We start from the raw sequence: 17,907 nt of genomic DNA, 5'->3' as shown, positions 1-17,907 counted from the left end.
GGCACGCCGTCCGACTTTCTGCCTGTCACGATCAGGCACGTATCGAACGATACCGCTTGCCGTGTCCGCAAAGGCGTCACGCGCGGCAAATCTTCTGCCAAATTCGACCACGGCTGGCACAACCGTTCACTTGCGGGGCGCCCCCGGGCGTGCGAAAATCGTTTCTTGTCGGCTGCCGCGTGTCCCGGTGGCGCGCGTTCTCTCGGCCGACGAAAAGCCCAGCGGAGTTCTCCAGGTCTATGCGAATCATTCCCCTCGGCCCGAATGTCGTGGTGCGACGAATGGAGGCGGAGGAGAAGACCACGGGCGGCATCGTTCTGCCCGAAGGCGCTCGCAAAAAGCCGCGCGAAGGACGCGTGCTGTCCGTGGGGGACGGCATCATTCTTAAAGACGGCACCCGCGCCAGGCCACAGGTCAACGAAGGGGACCGGGTGTTGTTCAACGACTACGCCGGCACCGAAGTGCAGTACAACAGCGAAGAGCTGTTGATTCTGCACGAAGACGAGATCCTCGCCGTGCTTTCTTGAGCACAATGCGCCGTTCTTGAAGTGCGCAGTTCCTACACTGAGCCGTCTGTGTACTTCGCCGTTCTGACTCGCCCCAGGCTTGCCGCTCGTACGCGCGATTCCGCAACGCGCAGACCCTCGCGGCCCATGCTTTCAGGCTGACTTTTCAGCGGTTGGCTCGAACAGCGCGATGCTGGCCGTGAATCCGTGAATGAAGTTCTTGCCTCCGACCGGCCCAATTTCGCCTTGCGCGAAGAAGCCAGCCGTCGGCACCGCCGGCCACTGCCGGGCGACGGCTTGCGCGTCGTGATGCGGTTCTGGAAATAAGCGAGTTCCGCGCCCGTTGCAAGTGAATACCAGCGCGCCGGCGCACGAACCTCGATTCGTGGAGTGCGCCGTGGCCAGCAGCTCGGCCAGGTCTTCGTCGGCCGTGGCCGCGTCGCGCACGTGAAATTGCACGGTTTGACCGACTCGCACGTAATCGCCGATCGCGATAGCGCCCGCCTTGGCGTCGATGCCTTGGACGTTGCGCACCAGAAAATCGCCACGGCTGAAGCGGTCCTGGTATTCGTTGATCACTTGCCCGACGTGCAGGCCGCGCTGCGCCAACTGCTGCTCGGCAGGCGTGAGCTGCTGGTAGAGCTCTTGCAATTGCGCGACGGCCGGGCGACCTCCCAGTTCGAGAATCACGTTGTCATCGGCCTTGGTCACGACGAAGTGGCGTCCAATCGGTCGACAACCCTGGCTGACGACATTCCGAACGCGAATCGGCCCATCGATTAGGACAGCGACGGCGCCATCGTCGAGGGCTTGGTCGGCGAAAATCAGCCGATTGTCGCCCGCGGACATCGCACCACTGGCCATACCGCCGAAAACCGGAATGCCCTCCTGGTGCCGGTTCAAATGTGCCAAGAGCGTATCCGCCGGAAAAGTGAACGGATCGGCCAGCAGCAGCAAGCTCGATCCGGCGGGAAGCGTGCCTTCCAAAGACTCCGGCCAGCCGAGCATGGCGACGCCGTCGTCGGTGCGTTCGAACTCCAGATGCATCGGCGTCAGCGTGACGCCAGGCAAATGCGTCAGCCAGACCACCAGCCCCCGATCCCCTTCGATCTCGGTCGCATCGTAGACCAACGACTCGGCCGAGCAGCCCAGCAGGCAGCCCGCGCCGAGTTCTGCGTGCAACGTGCGAGCCAGAATGGCAAAGTCATCCGGTTCGAATCCGGCGGCGAACACCAGCGCCAGGTGCGGCCGGGCGCCCAACTTATCGAGCGCCTGACGGCTCGCCTCGAGCGCAGCCTGTCGGGCATCTTCCTGCTGCGAGAAGCCTGTTGAAAATCGCGACCTGCTTGCCACGTCCGTCGTCATACGTTCGATCCTTCTAGGCGCCGATAGAGCCGCACCTAATCTATGGCGGTCTGCAGTTTTGATCGCCGACCGCGTTAACCGCCTTCGCCGCCGCCTACTTCTTGTCGAAGCGTTTCATCATCTCTTTCCAATTCGTGAACAAAATCCCTTCGCGTTCGAAGAAGGCCAGCACGACCGGATCGGCGAACATCTGCGCTTCCCACACGCGCTGCTGCCACGAACCGGTGATGTGCTTCAGCCCTTCGGTTTGCACCGAGGGGTGGAAGATGATCTCGGTGATACCTGGATCAAGCGAGCGGACAAGCTGGAAGAAATTCTCGCGTTTCTCTTCGTAGGTCTTCCCTTCGGGCGCGCCATAGAAGTCGTCGAGTTTCGGCAGCTTGTATTCGGTCAGAATTTTGTTGCCGGCCTCGCTGACGGGATAGCCCTGCTTCTTGAACTTCTCCATCACTTTCGGCGTAGGCTCGATAGCCATGGCCGGAATGCGGAACTCTTCGGCAACCTTCAAATACGCCCGCGTGTAATCGGGACGGGCGTACAACGTCCCCATGTGCGTGTCGATGTGACTGGGCTTGATTCCCCGGGCAAGAGCGCGATTGAGTTGGGCGCGAATCTCCTCCTCGATCTCGGCCGGCTTCGCCGCCAAAACGACCGATTGCACGTTGCGCCACAGATAGCCTTCGTTATCGATCAGGCCGGGCACTTTCGCGCGCTCGGCCACGGGCCCCCAGCGATACCATTTCCATTCACTGGTCATTGCCAGGTGTAGACCGATATCGTAGTCGGGGTTTTCGATGTACCAGTTGGCCATCTCATTGAACCAGGGGCACGGCACCATCAACGCCGCCGACTGGATCTGCCCGGCCTTCAGGTAAGTCTTGGCCGCTTCGTTGGCCTCGTAGCACATGCCGATATCGTCGGCGTGCAGAATCAGCACCTTCTTGCCCGCGGGAAAGCCGAGCTTCTCGCTCCACGGCTCAGCACCCGCTGTCGATTGCAGGACGAACGTCGCCAAGCCAACGAACAAGCACAGCGCTGCGCGCCGCCAACCGACGGAAATCGACCGCGAAACGAGCGACGACAAGCGAAGTGCAGGCATGGCAAGAAAGTCCTTCGGCGGAGTTAATGGCCTGACGAATCGGGCCAGGTGGGGTTGGGCGAACAGCGTCCGATTCTCGTTCGCGCGGCGGCGGGCGTCAAGGATCGACATCCTCACGGACCGATGGACTATAATCACCCCATTCTTTGGTGCCGCGGACATTGGCTGCTGCGAGTTTTCTAAGAGAGGTCTCTCATGCTCAAGCGGTTTGCGTTCGCCCTGGTTGTCGCGCTGGGAATCGGTCAGGTGGGGTATGCGGGTGAGAAAAAACAACTGTTATTGATCGGCCAGAAGCGTGACAACCATCCGGTGACGACGCACGAATTCATGCCCGGCTTGCGCGTGCTGGCCGCCACCTTGCAAAAGTGCGACGACTTGGAGGTGCGCACCGTTCAGGCCGAGGAACCCTGGGCCGAGGGGCCCGACTTGATTCGGCGCGCCGATGGCATCGTGATCTACGTCTCGGAAGGAGCCAAGTGGATCGCCGCCGATCCGCGTCGGCAGGGTGCGATTGCGCAACTGGCATCGCGTGGCGGCGGACTCACGGCGCTGCACTGGGGTATCGGCGCCAAGGACCCGCAGTTCGTGGGACCATTTACGCAACTCTTCGGCGGCTGTCACGGCGGGCCCGACCGCCGCTACCAGGTACTGGAAACACAGTTGAGCCCGGCCGAGCCACGTCATGCGATCGCGCAAGGACTAACGCCGCTCACCGTGCATGACGAGTTCTACTATCGCCTGAAACGACCGACAGGTGACTCGCAGCCGCAGCCCGTTTTGACGGCGAAGATCGATGGCCAGGACGAAATGGTGGCGCTCGCCTGGCAGCGTCCCGACGGCGGCCGATCGTTCGGCTTCACCGGCTTACATTTCCACGAGAATTGGAAGCAAGAGTTCTATCGCCGCCTGGTGACCCAGGGCGTGATGTGGACGATGAAGCTCGAAATCCCGGCCGCCGGCGTCAACATCGACGTGCCAGAGACGATCTTCGCGTTACCAAACAACTGACGCGCACACGCCCGCAACGGTTCACATTCGGGAAAGTCGTAGGCGCAGATCCGCGGCGCCATATCTTATGCCTTCGAACTGACCTTGCCATACCTCGAACCTTGAGGTACAAGGCCCGGCATGAATGGCAAAAAGAGTAATCCGCCGTTTCTCAACGGCGTGCCCGAGATGTTGATTCTGCGCCTGCTGGACGAGCGGCCGATGTACGGCTACGAGCTTGTACAAGCGATCCGTACTGCCAGCGGCGAGCAACTCGAGTTCGGCGAAGGATGCATCTATCCGATCCTGCATCGGCTCGAGGCGCAAGAACTCTTGGCCAGTCGACGCCAGCCCGCCGCCGGGCGCGACCGCGTCGTGTACCGCATGACGCCGCGCGGCCGGAAGCAGTTGGCTGCAACCGTGGTTGATTGGCAACGCGTCGTAGCCGCGGTTAGCGGCTGCCTGCAAGGAGGCGAACGTGCCCGACCCAGTGTGGCTTGACGAACTGCGACAGCAGTTAGCCCGGATGAATCTACCGGCGGCGTACGCTGCCCGGCTTGTGGACGAGTTGTCGGATCATTTCACCGATTTTTTGGAGGATCAGATGAGCACGGATGCTCTCCAGTCCCGCAGCGTAGTTGATCGTTTGGGATCGCCGCAGGAAATTGCGCGACACGCGGCGCACGAATACACGCAGCGCAGCTTCACGGGACGACACCCGGTTTTGATGTTCATCGCCCTGCCGGTCCTAGTCGTGGCCGTGGGGTATCTGGCCAGTTTGTTTGGCGTTGTCGGCGCGGGCCGCGTCATCAAGGCGTTGGACCCCGGCATGTCGAGCGATCGCATGTCGCCGACCGGCGTCGGCGTGATGCGGCTCTTGTGCATTGGTGCCCTATTGGTGCCGGCCACGCTCACCGCCGCGCTGTTTGCCTGGCTCGCCGCGCGAGCCAGCGTCAAACGACACTGGCCGATCATTACGGGCGCCATCCTGGGCGTCCTGGCTGGCCTGTCGCAGATGGATATGTACGTCTCCCCCGTTTCCGGCAAAAGCAGCTTGACGATGGGTTTGGGATTTGCGACCAACACCGCGTTCATTCAATTGGCAAAGTTGGTTGTGCCGCTAGCGATCGGCATGCTGATCTTCTCCCGGCAAATGCGCGCACGACCTACGGCCGTGGCGTCGTAACTTTCGACGCCGATCTTGGACACGAGCCTAATGCCCGGCCGCAGGAGCGACTGTTCCTGCGGCCGGCTTTTTGTTGCGCTATTTGAGAACTCGACCATGCGCCCGTAAAACGCAAATCCGCTGGCACGATTGACCCCGCATGGCGGGTGGCACACAATGACGCGAACTTTGCATTTCCGCGGCGAATGCAATCCAGTCCTCAGACGGTAAGCGACGGCGTGGCGCAGGACTGGGGGCCTCGATGCGGTGAATGCGTCCGCGCGCCATTTTTTAATTACTTCGAAGCTTTCTCTCTTTCAGAGGATGTTGCCATGCCACGCCGCCTCACGCTCTTGCTGTTGTCGCTTGCGCTGCTGTTCGTTTCCGCGGTTCGCGCTGACGACCGCTACTTTTTGTCCGACGGTGTAAAGATTCATTACATCGTCGAAGGAGAAGGCGAACCGGTCGTCCTGATCCATGGCTTCGCCGCCAGCATCCCCGTCCAGTGGGGCGCTTCGGGCGTGATCAAAGACCTGGCAAAGGACCATCAGGTCATCGCGATGGACAATCGCGGTCACGGTCGCAGCGGCAAGCCGCATGAGCCCGAAAAATACGGCATCCACATGGTCGAGGACGTGGTCCGGCTACTGGACGAAATGAAGATCGACAAAGCTCACATCGTCGGCTACTCGATGGGGGGCTTCATCACGAACAAGCTGCTAACGACCCATCCGGATCGCGTCATCACGGCCACGCTCGGTGGCGCCGGTTGGGCCCAGGCCGACGATGATCGCCTGGCATTCTTGAAAACGCTTGCCGAATCGCTCGAAGCCGGTAAAGGGATCGGCCCCTTGATCGAAGAGCTGACACCGGCCGGTCGCCCCAAGCCCACCGCCGAGCAACTCTCGGGCATCAATCAAATGCTGATGCTCACCAACGATCAAAAGGCGCTCGCCGCGGTCATTCGCGGCATGACCGGACTCGCTGTCACCGAAGACCAGCTCAAGAACAACAAAGTACCGACGCTCTCTTTAATCGGCGAAATCGACCCGTTGAAGCTGGGGGTCGACGAACTCGAAAAGCGGATGAAGAACCTGCGCGTGGTTGTGATTGAGGGGGCTGATCACATGACAGCCTTCACGAACCCGCTATTCCGCAAGACGCTTCGAGAATTTCTCGAAGCCAACGCCCGCGACGATGCTAAGAAGCCGGCGGCGGCCGCGGCTGGCGGCGAATAGTTTTCGTCCGTAGCGCAGCGAACCACGCCGCGTGGATTCTGAGAATCGGTCGCCAGTCCGCCATCCAGGCGGTCCGCGCGGTTCGATAAACAGCTTGCCTGCACCGCAGCCAGCCACCCACCCGAGGGCGCGGTCGGTGCTTCGCCCCACTGCTATGATTCGCAGAGGGTATGATACGCAAGGTTATGATTCGCACCGTGAGAAAGGATTTTCCATGACGAAATTCCGCCGAGCGATTTTCGTGCTGGCCGTATTGGCATTGAGCGCGCCTATCTCACGCGCTGACGATTGGCCGCAATGGCGCGGGCCGAACCGTGACGGCGTCTGGAACGAGACCGGTATCGTCGCGACCCTTCCCGCCGAGCGAATCGTCCCCGAGTGGCGCGTACCAATTTCTGCCGGGTACTGCGGCCCCACGGTCGCTGCCGGCCGGGTGTACGTCATGGATCGGGTCGACATGCCCAATCAGATCGAACGGACCCATGCCTTCGACGCCAAGACGGGCAAAGAATTGTGGACGCACCAGTACGATTGCGAATACACAGTGCAGTACGTGGCCGGACCGCGGGCTTCGGTCTCGATCGACGATGGTCGCGCTTACGCCTTGGGCACGATGGGGCACTTGCACTGCTACGATGCGGCCGGCGGCAAGGTCTTGTGGTCGAAGGACCTCAATGCCGAATACAAGATTCGTATGCCAATCTGGGGCATTTCCGCTTCGCCGCTTGTCGACAACGATCTCGTGATCGTGCAAATCGGCGGTGAAGACAACGCCTGCGTGGTGGCGTTCGACAAAGTCAGCGGCAAGGAACGCTGGCGATCGCTGGCGGACAATGCCTCTTACTCGGCGCCGATCATTATCCAACAAGCGGGCCAGCGTGTATTGGTGTGCTGGACCGGCGAACACGTCGCAGGGCTCGACCCCGCCTCGGGCAAGCAGTACTGGGAACATCCCTTCAAGCCCACCCGAATGATCATCAACATCGCCACGCCGATCGTGGAAAAGGATCGGCTGTTCGTCAGTTGCTTCTACGATGGCTCGTTGATGCTGAAGCTGCTTCAGGATCGGCTGGGGGTCGAACAAATCTGGCGCCGGCTGGGCCCCGACGAGAAGCTGACCGACAGTCTGCATTCGATCATCAGCACGCCCTACATGGCGGGTGATTACGTCTACGGAGTTGACAGCTATGGCGAGCTACGCTGCCTGGACGCCAAGACAGGCGATCGCATTTGGGAAAGCCAGCAGGCCGTACCCCGCGAGCGCTGGGCCACGATCCACATGGTCAAAAATGGTGACAAGATTTGGATGTTCAACGATCGCGGCGAGCTGCTGATCACCAAGCTCTCGCCCAAAGGTTTCGAAGAGCTGAGCCGTACCAAGCTAATCGATCCCACCACCGAGCAACTGCGCCGTAAAGACGGCGTTTGCTGGGCCCATCCGGCCTACGCCAACAAGCATGTCTTCGCCCGCAATGACAAAGAGCTAGTGTGCGCCAATCTGGCCGCGGAGTAGGCTTGAAGGACAAACGTCGACGAACACCAAGCGTGTAATACACCTACCGGCGCCAGTGTTAACAAACGCGGCGCAAGCGAATCAAAGCTGAAGAATTGGCAACCACTTAAGGGATCTCTTTGAACATGCGTACGAAGTATTCGATTCTGGCGGGGGTGGCGATCCTGGCAATTGCCGGCGGATGGCTGAAACTGCGTCCGGCCGGGCCCGGTCCTGATATGGTGACCGCAGCGCAAGGCTTCCTGTCAACGCTGCCGGCCGACCAGCGCACCACGGCCACGATTCCCTTCGACGATCCGGCCCGGCTCGACTGGCACTTCATCCCCAAGCCCCAACGCAAGGGGCTGCAGATCAAGCAGATGGACGAGTCGGCCCGCCGCGCCGCCCACAAGCTGCTGGAAAGCGGCTTGAGCCACCTGGGCTACGACAAGGCCAAAACGATCATGAGCCTCGAAGCCCTCTTGCGCGAGCTGGAGAAGGCGAAAACCGATTCGCCGATTCGCGATCCCGAGCGTTATTACTTCACGGTGTTCGGGTCGCCCGATGACGCCGGCCGCTGGGGCTGGAGTGTCGAGGGGCATCACCTATCGCTGAATTTCGTGGTCGATCACGGACATGTCGCGGCCACGACCCCCACGTTCTTCGGTGCCAATCCGGCCGAGCTGCGAGAAGACTTCGGTGACCTGAAAAAGGGCATGCGCGTCCTCAAGCCCGAGGAAGACACGGGCTTCAAACTGCTGGCATCGCTGACACCCGAGCAGCGTAAGAAAGCCACGATCGCCGAAAAAGCGCCGAACGACCTGCGCGGCGCTGCCAAGCCCCAAGCGCCGCAAGAGTCGCTCGGCGGCCTTTCGGTTGCCGAAATGACCGCCGAACAAGTCACGTTGCTTCGCGCGCTCTTAAAGGCCTACACGGACAACATGCCCGAGTCGGTCGCCAAAGGCCGCCTTGATGCGCTCGAGCAAGCAGGCATCGACAAGATCCAGTTCGCCTGGGCCGGCGCCGACAAGCCGGGCATCGGCCATTATTACGTCGTACAGGGCCCAACGTTCGTCATCGAGTTCGTCAACACGCAGCCCGATTCGGCCGGCAATCCGGCGAATCACATTCATTCGCTGTGGCGAGACGCGAAGGGTGATTTCGGCCAAGGCCGTTAACGTCGTGGCGCGGTTAGCGGCAAAAGATTTCGTGCGGACATCATTCCCAATTTCGGAACGCGAAATGGCTCGCCTTTCAGCATCACTATCGGCCACGTTACTGATCGGCATGGTTGTCTGCGCGCTCGCTGGCTGCAATCAATCTTGCGACGGACCAAACATGTGCCCGGTTGTTGTGCCAGGCGAAGATACGATCGCCGATGGCCAGATCGACCCTGAATTCGCGCATCAATTGCACATGGCGAGCGATGGCACATCGCGCACGGTCGAAGTCCCGGATGCCGAGTTGCACGACGAGGACCTGGCGCGACTCGTGACGCTAACGTCTTTGGAAGTGCTCAAGCTTCCGAAGGCCAAGATCACGGACGCCGGCCTGTCTCACCTTGCCGAGCTGGCTAACCTGCAAACCCTGGTGCTCGGTGAGACGACCATCAGTGACCAGGGATTATCGGTGGTTACGAACTGGCCGAATCTGCGCGTCTTGAATCTGGCCGCGGCTCAGGTAACCGGTGCAGGGCTGGCCGCGCTCTCCAAACACGAGCACCTAGAGCTACTGCGGCTCGGACGTTCGCAGGTTGACGACCGGGGGCTCGCCCATCTGGCCAAGCTGCCGGCGCTCAAGTTCGTGATCATCGAGAATGCACCGATCACGGACGAAGGCATTCAGCAGTTGACCAGCCTGACCGGCCTGGAATCGCTGTACGTCGAAGGGACCAAGGTCACCGACGCCGGCGTCGCAAAATTGCACGAAACGCTCCCCAACGTACACATGCATTGGTAAAGGCTGGCAGACGCTCCACTTAAGCGACCGGCATTACAGCGCGGGAGCGGCGGGCATCGGCTCCTTCTTGTCGTTGCCCGGTATGAATCGTTCGTCGTCGGACATCACGTAAACCACCATCGCGATCAGCATCAAGATCACCGCCCCCCACAACATCAGACTGTGGTGGATCGGCCTTTTGCGATGGGTCGTATGACCATGCTCGTGGCCGTGTTCGTGCTTGCCGCCGTGTTGATGCTCGTGAGTGGTCATTGCCGACGATACTCCTGCCGCCATGCCGAGAAGGATGCGCTTAACTATTCGGGGCCGCGAAAACGGACAGGCGCGCCTGGTGGACCTGCTTCGAAAGAATCGAAATCCCGCGACCGGGTGCTGGATCGTAGCCCGCAAAACAACGACGGGCAAGGCGGCTTCGCCTCCCCTTCCACTCCCCTGCCCCGCTCTGGCGGCTGAAAATCGCCTTGCGACGCCGCCCATTAGCGCCCTTAGCGATATTGCCGATCGTGTCATGTCGGACGGCGCACCGCGGTTGATTTCCGGCGTTCGCACGGTTGCCGAGCACCGTCCATGGCAAACACGCCACCGAATAGAAATAGCAATAATGGAATCACATCGCCGCACCGATCTTTGGCGCCGCGATGAAAACATTCTCAACGCGCGCAAAAAAAGAGCCGCCAGGTGGGGCAGGAACCTGGCGACCCGGGAGCCACCCCGAAGGGCGACATCCTGGTTTAGACTTTAGCAACGAAGCCTTTGTGCGTCGAGGCGTCTCACTGCGCCGCGCCGCCCTGCGGATAACTTGCCGCAGCGTGCAATTCGGCGCGCTAAAGTGCTCATTTTTGAACGACAATGACGCCCTTCCGCGCAGCTTCCGTAACGCGATTCACACTGGAACTACCGGTGATTCAACCGTACCTTAAGGAGACGTCATGAAGCTTCAGCGTCGCCTACAGAATGGATAACTGACGGATGCACATCGCTATACGAGCCATACTGAATTTTTCTTCATGTTCTCTTTTGATCGCCAGTGCGTCCGCGTTTCCGGCACGCGCCGCCGACACGTCAACCGCAGACGGCAAGATCGTGATCGCGCATCGCGGCGCCAGTGGATACCTGCCCGAGCATACTTTGGAAGCGTACGCGCTCGCCTATGCCCAGGGAGCCGACTTCATCGAGCCTGACGTCGTAATCAGCCGCGACGGCGTGCTGGTGTGCAATCACGACATTCACATGGGGGACACGACCAACGTCGCCGAGTTGTTCCCCGACCGCCGCCGCGAGGATGGACGATACTACTTCATCGATTTCACGCTCGCCGAATTGAAGACCCTTTCCATCAAGGGGCGGCGCGATTCGGCCGAACCTGGTTACCAGATCCCCACGCTGGTCGAGATGCTCACGATGATCCGCCGCTTGAACGAGCGCACGGGGCGAAACGTAGGCACGATTCCCGAGCCAAAGAACCCGCGCTGGCATCGGGAACAGGGCCAGCCCCTCGAGGCCAAGCTGCTGGACCAGTACGCCGCCTTCGAGTGTACGAAGCGCAGCGATCCGGTGATCGTGCAATGCTTCGAACTCGATGCCCTGCGCCGCATCCGCCAAGAATTGAAGAGCGACCTCCGGCTCGTTTTCTTAACCGGCGCGGCGCTCGATGATCGCACGCTGGACGATCTGGCGACCTTCGCCGACGGCATCGGCCCGGCCATCAATCGCATCGAAAACGACGGCAAACCGGTCGACGACAATTCGCTGGTCCGCCGGGCACACCAGCGCGGGCTGAAGGTTTTTCCCTACACGCTGGGCAAGGACGCAGCAGAGACCGGCCGGTACTTTTGGACCTACGACGTCGACGGCCTGTTCACAGACTTTCCCGACATAGGGGTTCAGGCCCGCGCCGCTGGGAAATAACGACCTCGAACCGTCAGATCAGCGGCGGATTCAGTTGCAACGTGAATTGATTCTGAGGGTCGGTCTTATATGTGCCGGTCGAAGGTGAAAACGCCTTCACCTGCACCGTGCGCTTGTCAGGCAAGAACTCGATGAGCCGCAGAAAGCCCTCGCCCCCCTCGGTCTTCATCTGGTAGTTGACCAGCATCTGATGCACGTCGTTTGCGTCCTGCCGGGGCGTCGTCAGTCGGCCCAGCCCGTCTTCCAGCACGTGACCATTGAGGGTCATGAAGAAATTCGGATGCTTGGCGATCAACTTGTCCCATAGCTGCTGCGCATCGTTGGTGCCGCCGGCCAGCTTCGCCGTGCCATAAGCGTGTGGATTCCACTTCTGTTCCTTGCCGAATTTGGTCCAGTCGTAGCGAGTGTCGTCGTAATACATGTAAGCGTGCGTCGTCAGCAGCACGCGATGTTGCGGGTAACGAGCGACAATCGTATCGGCCCAGGCAACCGTCTCGTCACGCGGCCCGAATTCCAGGGCCAGCGCCAGGAACTTGTTCGCGCCGGCTTCGAATGTGTGGTAGCTATTGTCCAGGCGCCCCTCTTCCTTGACGCCGCCGAACGTGCGCTGCGCGCTGATCGTCTTGAGTGACACATATTCATTCAAGAGCGTATCGCGTGTCGTGCAGTTCCCTCCCGGCCCGCAATCGTGATTCCCCAGCACCAGCGAATAGGGGACCTCGCCATCCAGCACACGCAGTGCTTCCTGTGCGACTTCCCATTGCTCGGGCGTGTTGCGATTCGTGATATCGCCCAGGTGGGCCACGAACTTGATTTTGTACTTTTCCTGATTCTCGACGATCCACCGCGTCTGGTTGATGAAGTGGCGCGGATAAGTCTCGCAGTATATCTGCGTATCGGGCAACGCCACGATCGTGAACGAGCCAGGGACAAACTCCAAAGGAGCCGCACTATCGGCAGCCGGTTCCGCGGCGCTACTCCAGTCGCCGGCCAGACAGCTTCCCAAACCCGCCAACGCCAACCCATTCCACTCACGACGAGTCCATCGTTTATCGATCATCAGAAATTGCTCCTGCCAGCCGTTTGATGCCAGATAACCATATCGCCCGAGTCGGTTGCGCGCATTGTAAGCTGCAAAATGGCGTCCTGCAGGATTGCCTGCCCCGCCAGAAGGCGTGACATCGACTGCGCACAATTCATCCGTCGTTATTCGACCGAATCGACGTCGATCCAATCGTCTTCGTCGTATGAATCGTGCGGTGGCTCCTCGGGTGGCTCGGCCGACAGTTCATACGTCACCCGCTCGTGCCACAGCGCGGTGGCAAACGGCCCACGCGGCCCATGAACGGTGTCGAACTTCACATGAGCCCGTTTCTTGCGCGGGGGCACGGGGGCGGGAACCGCAACGGGGGCAGGCGGTGGTGGCGGCGGAGGAGGCGGTGGTGGCGGCGGCGGCGCGGGGGCCACGTCATGTTCGTACGAGTGCCCGTTCGTCGGTAGCGTCGGCTCGATAAACTCTGCCGGGGCGGGCCTAGCCGACGGCACGACCAATGGCGCCACCGGAGGCCGGGGCACGTCGTGCTCGGCCACCAGACCGCGCATCGCCAGCACGCGCGGATTCGCGGGCAGCTCACGGGCCTCCACGTCGAGCGAACGGAACAAGTGATACATGTGCTCGTGACAGGTGAACACCAGACACTGATGCCCGCGCGCGGCGAAATCACGCAGCACTTCGGCGGCCGCTCGGGCGCGCTGCGCGTCGAAGTTCACCAGCACGTCGTCCAGCACCAGCGGCAGTTCGATCCCACGCCGCGCGTACCAGCGCACCAACGCTAACCGCAGGCTGAGAAACAATTGCTCGCGCGTACCGCGGCTCAAGACTTCGACAGCCAGCGAGTTCCCTTGCGCGTCGTCGACACGCAGCACGTGTTGATCGAGCGGTGTCCAAACCCGCTTGTAACGCCCCGCGGTCATACGTTCGAGATAACCCGATGCCTCGCGCAGCGTCTCGGGCTGACGATCGCGTTCGTAGCGTTTGCGAATGCCTGCCAGCAACGACTCGGTCGTGGCCAGCACTTGCCATCGCATGGCAGCCTCACGCAATTGGCGCTCGACCGCCCCCAGTCTCACTCGCGTCTGGCTGGCCTGACGTCCCGACACGAGCGTTTGTGATTCTTGCTGCCAGCGCCCCAGTTGCTCGTGCGCCGTCTTGACCCGATCGCGCAGGTCGCGAGCCTTGGCGCTATGTTCAATCCAGGCGTTATCGAGATCTTGCCGGCTCTTGGTCGTAACCAGCGCGGCGACGTCCGTTTCCAGAGTCTGCGGCCCCAACAGTGCCGCGATCTCGACAGCAAATGTCGCCAGTTGCGCATTCAACTGGTCACTATGTACGGAGTTCGCAACGCGCGCCCGAAGTTCGGCGGCATCGGCGACCCCTTCGCGCTTCAAAAGCGACTGCATCTTGCGATGAAGATGATGGCCGTGGGCGCGCACCTTCTTCCGCCGCACAATCAACGTGTTTCCCGCGTGAATCAGCGCCTTGCGACGCGAGGCCAGCGCGGCCTGCTCGTGCAAACGTTCGCGCAGCAGCCGCAACTCGGCGGGAATGCCGGACGGCAGGGCCTTCACGGTCGCGGGCACGGTCTTGGCCGCGGGCGGCGGTGCCACGGGTTTAACGACTGGCGACTCGCTAGCGTGCTCCTCGGGCAGCATATCCAACTCAGCCCGCAATTGCGCTAACCGGTTGGCGAAAGCGTCCACTACGCTTTGGCGCCGAGCCAATTCTCCGCGCTCTTCGGTCAAGCGTGCGTCGAGGTTGGTCAGGTGCTTGCGGACTCGCGCCAATTGACCGGCGCGGCCGGGCGGAGTCTTCGGGGGCAAACCGGCATCGATCAAGGCGTGCCGCCAGCGGTGTCGCAGTTCGGTATAGATCGCATGAGCTTCCTCGCGGCGTTGCTCGGCATCGCCCGAATCTTGGGCGCCGGACTGACGCTTGGATTCCAGCGGTACCAGAGCTTCGATCGCGGCCTGATCCTTCTCGGCGGCTGCGAGCCGCGCGAGCAACGGCCCACCACCACGCGGCAATTGCTGATCGAGAGCATCGCGATCTTGCTTTGCCTTCTGAATCTGATCCGCCAGCGATTCCAATTGCGCCAGGCACCGGCTCGAGCGACTGGCGAATGTTTTCTCGAGTGCGTATTTGGCCGCCGCCGACCCGCCCGAGGAAACCAGTCCCAGCGCCACCAGGGCCAGGCGACCATCGCCCACCAGCGAGGCCGGCAAAAACAGGCCGCCGAGTGACGCCATGGTGCCTAAAACAAAACCGCCCCCCAGCCCGGTCACCGCCCAGCCGGGGAGCAACAGTTTTGAAAGCAGATCGCGGCTCTGCTCACCAACATCGGTCTGCTGCTCGGTGAGCTCCGCGACACGATCGTCCAACTGCACCCGGCGACGTAATTGCGAAACCAGTTGCCCGGCACTCTCCAGAAGCGGCGTCAGGCTTTCAGCGTTTCGTGCCTTGAGAGCGGCTGTTAGTTGCTGCGAGGCTGTCTGCGATTCTTTCTGCTTACTGCCGGCCTCTTCGGTGGCCACGGCCAATCGATCACGCGCGATGCGCAGCTCGCTGGCGAGCGCTCTTAGTTGCCGCCACGCCTTGCCATGAGTTTCGGCCGGTGTGCCGGCAGCACCCGCCGGGTCAAAACCAAGTTGCGTACAAAGTTCGGCGCGGCGCGCTTCGAGAGCTACCACACGTTCGGCCAGGGCCACGCGCTCGGCATCCAGCGCCGTGATCCATTGCTCTTGCTCCAAGAGCGATTCGACCCGCCCCGCACGGCGCGACAGGATCACGTCAAAGCCGAGGGCCGTGACTTCCTGCTTCGTCTTGGCCAGCTTGCGCGACAGGATCTTGTGACGGCGTTTAATCCGCGCGAACGAGGCGCCCAGCGCGTCATAGGCATCAACCGTTTGCTGACCGAGCCGGGGAATTTGCTGGGCCGCTTCCAGGTCGCGCTCCACGGCGTGGCGTGCGTGCCACTTGTCGAACACCGCGGCCGCGATTTCGACCAGCCGCGCGGATCGCTCGGCCAGCGTGGCCTCGCTGTCCCATCCGTCCATCTGCGCGAGCAGCTCGCGGCGTTTGCGCCCCAGATCCAGATAGGCACGAATCGACGATTGGGCGGTCGCCTGGCGTCGCAGCTCTTCGCGTTCGGCCAACAATTGCGGAATCGTAGACGATGTCTGCCCGTCCGCGAGTAACCGCGTGCGCGCCTTGGTCAGCTCGGAAAGCACATCGACCAACGAAACCCGGTCCGTGCCAGTGGCCAGCTTATACAGCCACTGCGAGGCGTCGGTGTCACTGAGCGATCCGAGTTCCTGGATTTCGCGCAGGCCGATCGCGAAAATATTACGGTAGACCGATTCGTCGACGTGACCCAACAGACGCGCGAGTAGGTGGTCGTCGCGCAGCCGTTCCTCGCCGGATGTAATTTCTAACCGCTCGGGAGCTGTGGCGTCGGTCGCCGTACGCGCGACGAGAAACGTTCCGTCGGCGCTAGCCAAGGTCACTGAGCCGCCCGCTCGCCCGCCGTGTACCGGAGGGAGGTAACGAGCACGCCGATCGGCGGAAAAGCCGTACAGCATCGCCCGCACGAATTGCATCAATGTCGTCTTGCCGGCTTCGTTCGGACCGTAGAAGACATTGATATGATCGTCGAGCGCGAGTAACTGCAGGCCGGACCAAACGCCGAAGCCGTCGATCGAAATGTCACGAATCTTCATGCCGAGAACTCCTCGGCACCCAACAGATCCGCCCCTAAGGCGCGAGCCCGTTGCAGCAAGAGCTTGCGCTGCCGTGCATCGGCCACCTGCAGAAGATCAGCAGCCGACGAATGGCGCGCGCCCTCAGGCAACATTTCCACCAGTGGCAGGGCGTCGCGCGATTCCTCGATTTCGTCGATCACGGCCAGGAAGTCGGCGAGCAGGCTACCATCTTGTGGATCGTGTGCCTTGGTCTTCGGCGTTATGACATCAACCGATATGCTCCAAGCGGCGGGCGAATCGGTGCCGAACTCTTGTCGCAGCCAGCGCAGCCACGACTGTCCCCAGGCTTCCGTCGATGCACCCAGAATCGTGTTGCTGCCGCGGGCGATCCCCACAGGAATGATCTTCCAGCGCAAGAACAGATCGCCCCCCGGCGCGCGGTCGAACTCCGCTTGCACGCGATTGGAGAAGATGCGTTCTTGATCCGCGCGCGAGGCCGCGGGATCGATCTCTACGCGGATACGGCGATACCGCGCCAGGTCTGTTGGCACGAAGCGCGGGCGAGCCAGGCCACGTTCATCGACCTCGACCACGACCGCACCGTGCGGACCACGTTCGCTGGGCGTGCGTCCCTGCGGAGAGCCTGAGTAAACGGTCAGCCCCTTGTCACCGCTGGCTTGATGCCGGCGATGCGGTCCGCCGCAGGCCCAGTAATCGACGCCCAGCTTGGCGACCTGTCGTTGATTCAATTTTCCGTGGCTGACGCCAATCGTATAACGTCCGGACTTCGTCTTGGCGACCGGCTCGGGACGTGCATCCCCTTTGCCGGGGCTGTAACCCAACAGCAGCGCCAGATCGTCGCCATCGGCATGATGGACGAGCGGCTGCGCCGTGCCCAGCGGGAAGATGCGCACGTTCCCTGGCAACGCGACCTCGGCCGGCCAGGGACCGCGCCGTTCGGACGGACCGCACAACCAATAGACCGCGATCTCGCGCGCCGCCAGACGCTGGAACTGATCGAGCAAGAACGCAATGGCGCGAGGGCCAGCGCGATCAATGTTCGCAATATCTCCGGCCAGCACCAGGAAATCGGCCCGTTCGCTCTGGGCCAGTTCGAAGACGCGCTCCGCCGCAGCGTAGGGAGCGTCAATCAGCAAATCCACCAGGTGCGCAGGGGTCTCGGCGAAGCCCGTCAGTGGGCGTTCGAGATGAAAATCGCTGGCGTGTAAAAAACGCAAGGACTGCGACATGAACGCCTCGAATGCTTCCCTGCTGGCGCTATGCGGACCGAAGAACCTAGTCGGCACAGCAAGCATCGCCCGCGGCCGGGCTAGCACCAAGCATGCAATGGCGTAAGTCTAGTCGCAGAGGGCCTGACGGGCTACCTCGCTTTCCCAATTTGACCGAGCTGCCGAGTCGTTAGCGCTCGC

At 61.6% G+C, this 17,907-nt stretch carries 15 protein-coding genes; 9 read left to right on the top strand and 6 right to left on the bottom strand.

The features are described 5' to 3' along the window. Positions 1-239 precede the first annotated feature (239 nt). Entirely contained in the window at positions 240-527 is a 288-nt protein-coding gene (locus VGN12_21925; GenBank protein ID HEY4312123.1) for a co-chaperone GroES, read from the top strand. A 132-nt stretch (positions 528-659) separates the two neighbouring features. Here VGN12_21925 and VGN12_21920 read toward each other — a convergent pair whose 3' ends face one another. Beyond that, the gene (locus VGN12_21920; protein HEY4312122.1) at positions 660-1,871 is read right to left on the bottom strand and encodes an FIST N-terminal domain-containing protein; all 1,212 of its coding nucleotides are present in this window, start codon (positions 1,869-1,871) and stop codon (positions 660-662) included. 94 nt (positions 1,872-1,965) lie between these two features. Continuing rightward, entirely contained in the window at positions 1,966-2,970 is a 1,005-nt protein-coding gene (locus tag VGN12_21915; GenBank protein HEY4312121.1) for a polysaccharide deacetylase family protein, read from the bottom strand. 195 nt (positions 2,971-3,165) lie between these two features. On the opposite strand from VGN12_21915, the gene VGN12_21910 reads away from it, so the two are divergent. The 7 genes from VGN12_21910 (at position 3,166) to VGN12_21880 (ending at position 9,811) form a co-directional block, all read left to right on the top strand. After that, the gene (locus VGN12_21910; GenBank protein HEY4312120.1) at positions 3,166-3,978 is read left to right on the top strand and encodes a ThuA domain-containing protein; all 813 of its coding nucleotides are present in this window, start codon (positions 3,166-3,168) and stop codon (positions 3,976-3,978) included. A gap of 120 nt (positions 3,979-4,098) precedes the next feature. Then, complete coding sequence (locus tag VGN12_21905; GenBank protein HEY4312119.1) at positions 4,099-4,458, top strand: helix-turn-helix transcriptional regulator; 360 nt, start codon at positions 4,099-4,101, stop codon at positions 4,456-4,458. Beyond that, positions 4,436-5,143, top strand: a complete 708-nt coding sequence (locus VGN12_21900; protein ID HEY4312118.1) for a hypothetical protein — start codon at positions 4,436-4,438, stop codon at positions 5,141-5,143. Before VGN12_21905 ends, VGN12_21900 begins: the two co-directional genes overlap by 23 nt. Before the next feature lie 311 nt (positions 5,144-5,454). Continuing rightward, the gene (locus tag VGN12_21895; GenBank protein HEY4312117.1) at positions 5,455-6,360 is read left to right on the top strand and encodes an alpha/beta hydrolase; all 906 of its coding nucleotides are present in this window, start codon (positions 5,455-5,457) and stop codon (positions 6,358-6,360) included. A gap of 214 nt (positions 6,361-6,574) precedes the next feature. After that, entirely contained in the window at positions 6,575-7,873 is a 1,299-nt protein-coding gene (locus VGN12_21890) for a PQQ-binding-like beta-propeller repeat protein (protein HEY4312116.1), read from the top strand. Positions 7,874-7,998: 125 nt separating this feature from the next. Beyond that, on the top strand, positions 7,999-9,030 hold the full coding sequence (locus VGN12_21885) for a DUF3500 domain-containing protein (protein ID HEY4312115.1): 1,032 nt from the start codon (positions 7,999-8,001) through the stop codon (positions 9,028-9,030). A gap of 64 nt (positions 9,031-9,094) precedes the next feature. Then, positions 9,095-9,811, top strand: a complete 717-nt coding sequence (locus VGN12_21880) for a hypothetical protein (GenBank protein ID HEY4312114.1) — start codon at positions 9,095-9,097, stop codon at positions 9,809-9,811. Positions 9,812-9,844: 33 nt separating this feature from the next. On the opposite strand, the gene VGN12_21875 is transcribed toward VGN12_21880, so the two are convergent. Further along, positions 9,845-10,063, bottom strand: a complete 219-nt coding sequence (locus VGN12_21875) for a hypothetical protein (GenBank protein ID HEY4312113.1) — start codon at positions 10,061-10,063, stop codon at positions 9,845-9,847. 717 nt (positions 10,064-10,780) lie between these two features. Here VGN12_21875 and VGN12_21870 point away from each other — a divergent pair. Then, positions 10,781-11,719, top strand: a complete 939-nt coding sequence (locus VGN12_21870) for a glycerophosphodiester phosphodiesterase family protein (GenBank protein ID HEY4312112.1) — start codon at positions 10,781-10,783, stop codon at positions 11,717-11,719. A gap of 13 nt (positions 11,720-11,732) precedes the next feature. On the opposite strand, the gene VGN12_21865 is transcribed toward VGN12_21870, so the two are convergent. The 3 genes from VGN12_21865 to VGN12_21855 all read right to left on the bottom strand — a co-directional run bounded on the left by VGN12_21865 (position 11,733) and on the right by VGN12_21855 (position 17,727). Then, the gene (locus VGN12_21865; protein HEY4312111.1) at positions 11,733-12,779 is read right to left on the bottom strand and encodes a metallophosphoesterase; all 1,047 of its coding nucleotides are present in this window, start codon (positions 12,777-12,779) and stop codon (positions 11,733-11,735) included. A gap of 146 nt (positions 12,780-12,925) precedes the next feature. Beyond that, positions 12,926-16,495 carry an AAA family ATPase gene (locus VGN12_21860; protein ID HEY4312110.1) on the bottom strand — a complete coding sequence of 1,190 codons (3,570 nt, stop codon included), beginning with the start codon at positions 16,493-16,495 and terminating at the stop codon, positions 12,926-12,928. Further along, positions 16,492-17,727: a DNA repair exonuclease gene (locus VGN12_21855; GenBank protein HEY4312109.1), complete on the bottom strand. Its 1,236-nt coding sequence runs from the start codon at positions 17,725-17,727 to the stop codon at positions 16,492-16,494. The genes VGN12_21860 and VGN12_21855 overlap by 4 nt, the downstream gene beginning before the upstream one ends. Between the last annotated feature and the right edge of the window lie 180 nt (positions 17,728-17,907).

It is taken from the genome of Pirellulales bacterium (genome assembly GCA_036499395.1).
In the GTDB taxonomy this organism is placed as follows: domain Bacteria; phylum Planctomycetota; class Planctomycetia; order Pirellulales; family JACPPG01; genus JACPPG01.
Note: the sequence above shows the minus strand (reverse complement) of the source record. Positions and strands in the feature narration are given on the sequence as shown.

Bases quoted from the DNA above. Each gene is read 5' to 3' on its own strand.
- VGN12_21925 (HEY4312123.1), top strand. From the start codon at position 240: ATGCGAATCATTCCCCTCGGCCCGAATGTCGTGGTGCGACGAATGGAG.
- VGN12_21920 (HEY4312122.1), bottom strand. From the start codon at position 1,871: ATGACGACGGACGTGGCAAGCAGGTCGCGATTTTCAACAGGCTTCTCG.
- VGN12_21915 (HEY4312121.1), bottom strand. From the start codon at position 2,970: ATGCCTGCACTTCGCTTGTCGTCGCTCGTTTCGCGGTCGATTTCCGTC.
- VGN12_21910 (HEY4312120.1), top strand. From the start codon at position 3,166: ATGCTCAAGCGGTTTGCGTTCGCCCTGGTTGTCGCGCTGGGAATCGGT.
- VGN12_21905 (HEY4312119.1), top strand. From the start codon at position 4,099: ATGAATGGCAAAAAGAGTAATCCGCCGTTTCTCAACGGCGTGCCCGAG.
- VGN12_21895 (HEY4312117.1), top strand. From the start codon at position 5,455: ATGCCACGCCGCCTCACGCTCTTGCTGTTGTCGCTTGCGCTGCTGTTC.
- VGN12_21890 (HEY4312116.1), top strand. From the start codon at position 6,575: ATGACGAAATTCCGCCGAGCGATTTTCGTGCTGGCCGTATTGGCATTG.
- VGN12_21885 (HEY4312115.1), top strand. From the start codon at position 7,999: ATGCGTACGAAGTATTCGATTCTGGCGGGGGTGGCGATCCTGGCAATT.
- VGN12_21880 (HEY4312114.1), top strand. From the start codon at position 9,095: ATGGCTCGCCTTTCAGCATCACTATCGGCCACGTTACTGATCGGCATG.
- VGN12_21875 (HEY4312113.1), bottom strand. From the start codon at position 10,063: ATGACCACTCACGAGCATCAACACGGCGGCAAGCACGAACACGGCCAC.
- VGN12_21870 (HEY4312112.1), top strand. From the start codon at position 10,781: ATGCACATCGCTATACGAGCCATACTGAATTTTTCTTCATGTTCTCTT.
- VGN12_21865 (HEY4312111.1), bottom strand. From the start codon at position 12,779: ATGATCGATAAACGATGGACTCGTCGTGAGTGGAATGGGTTGGCGTTG.
- VGN12_21860 (HEY4312110.1), bottom strand. From the start codon at position 16,495: ATGAAGATTCGTGACATTTCGATCGACGGCTTCGGCGTTTGGTCCGGC.
- VGN12_21855 (HEY4312109.1), bottom strand. From the start codon at position 17,727: ATGTCGCAGTCCTTGCGTTTTTTACACGCCAGCGATTTTCATCTCGAA.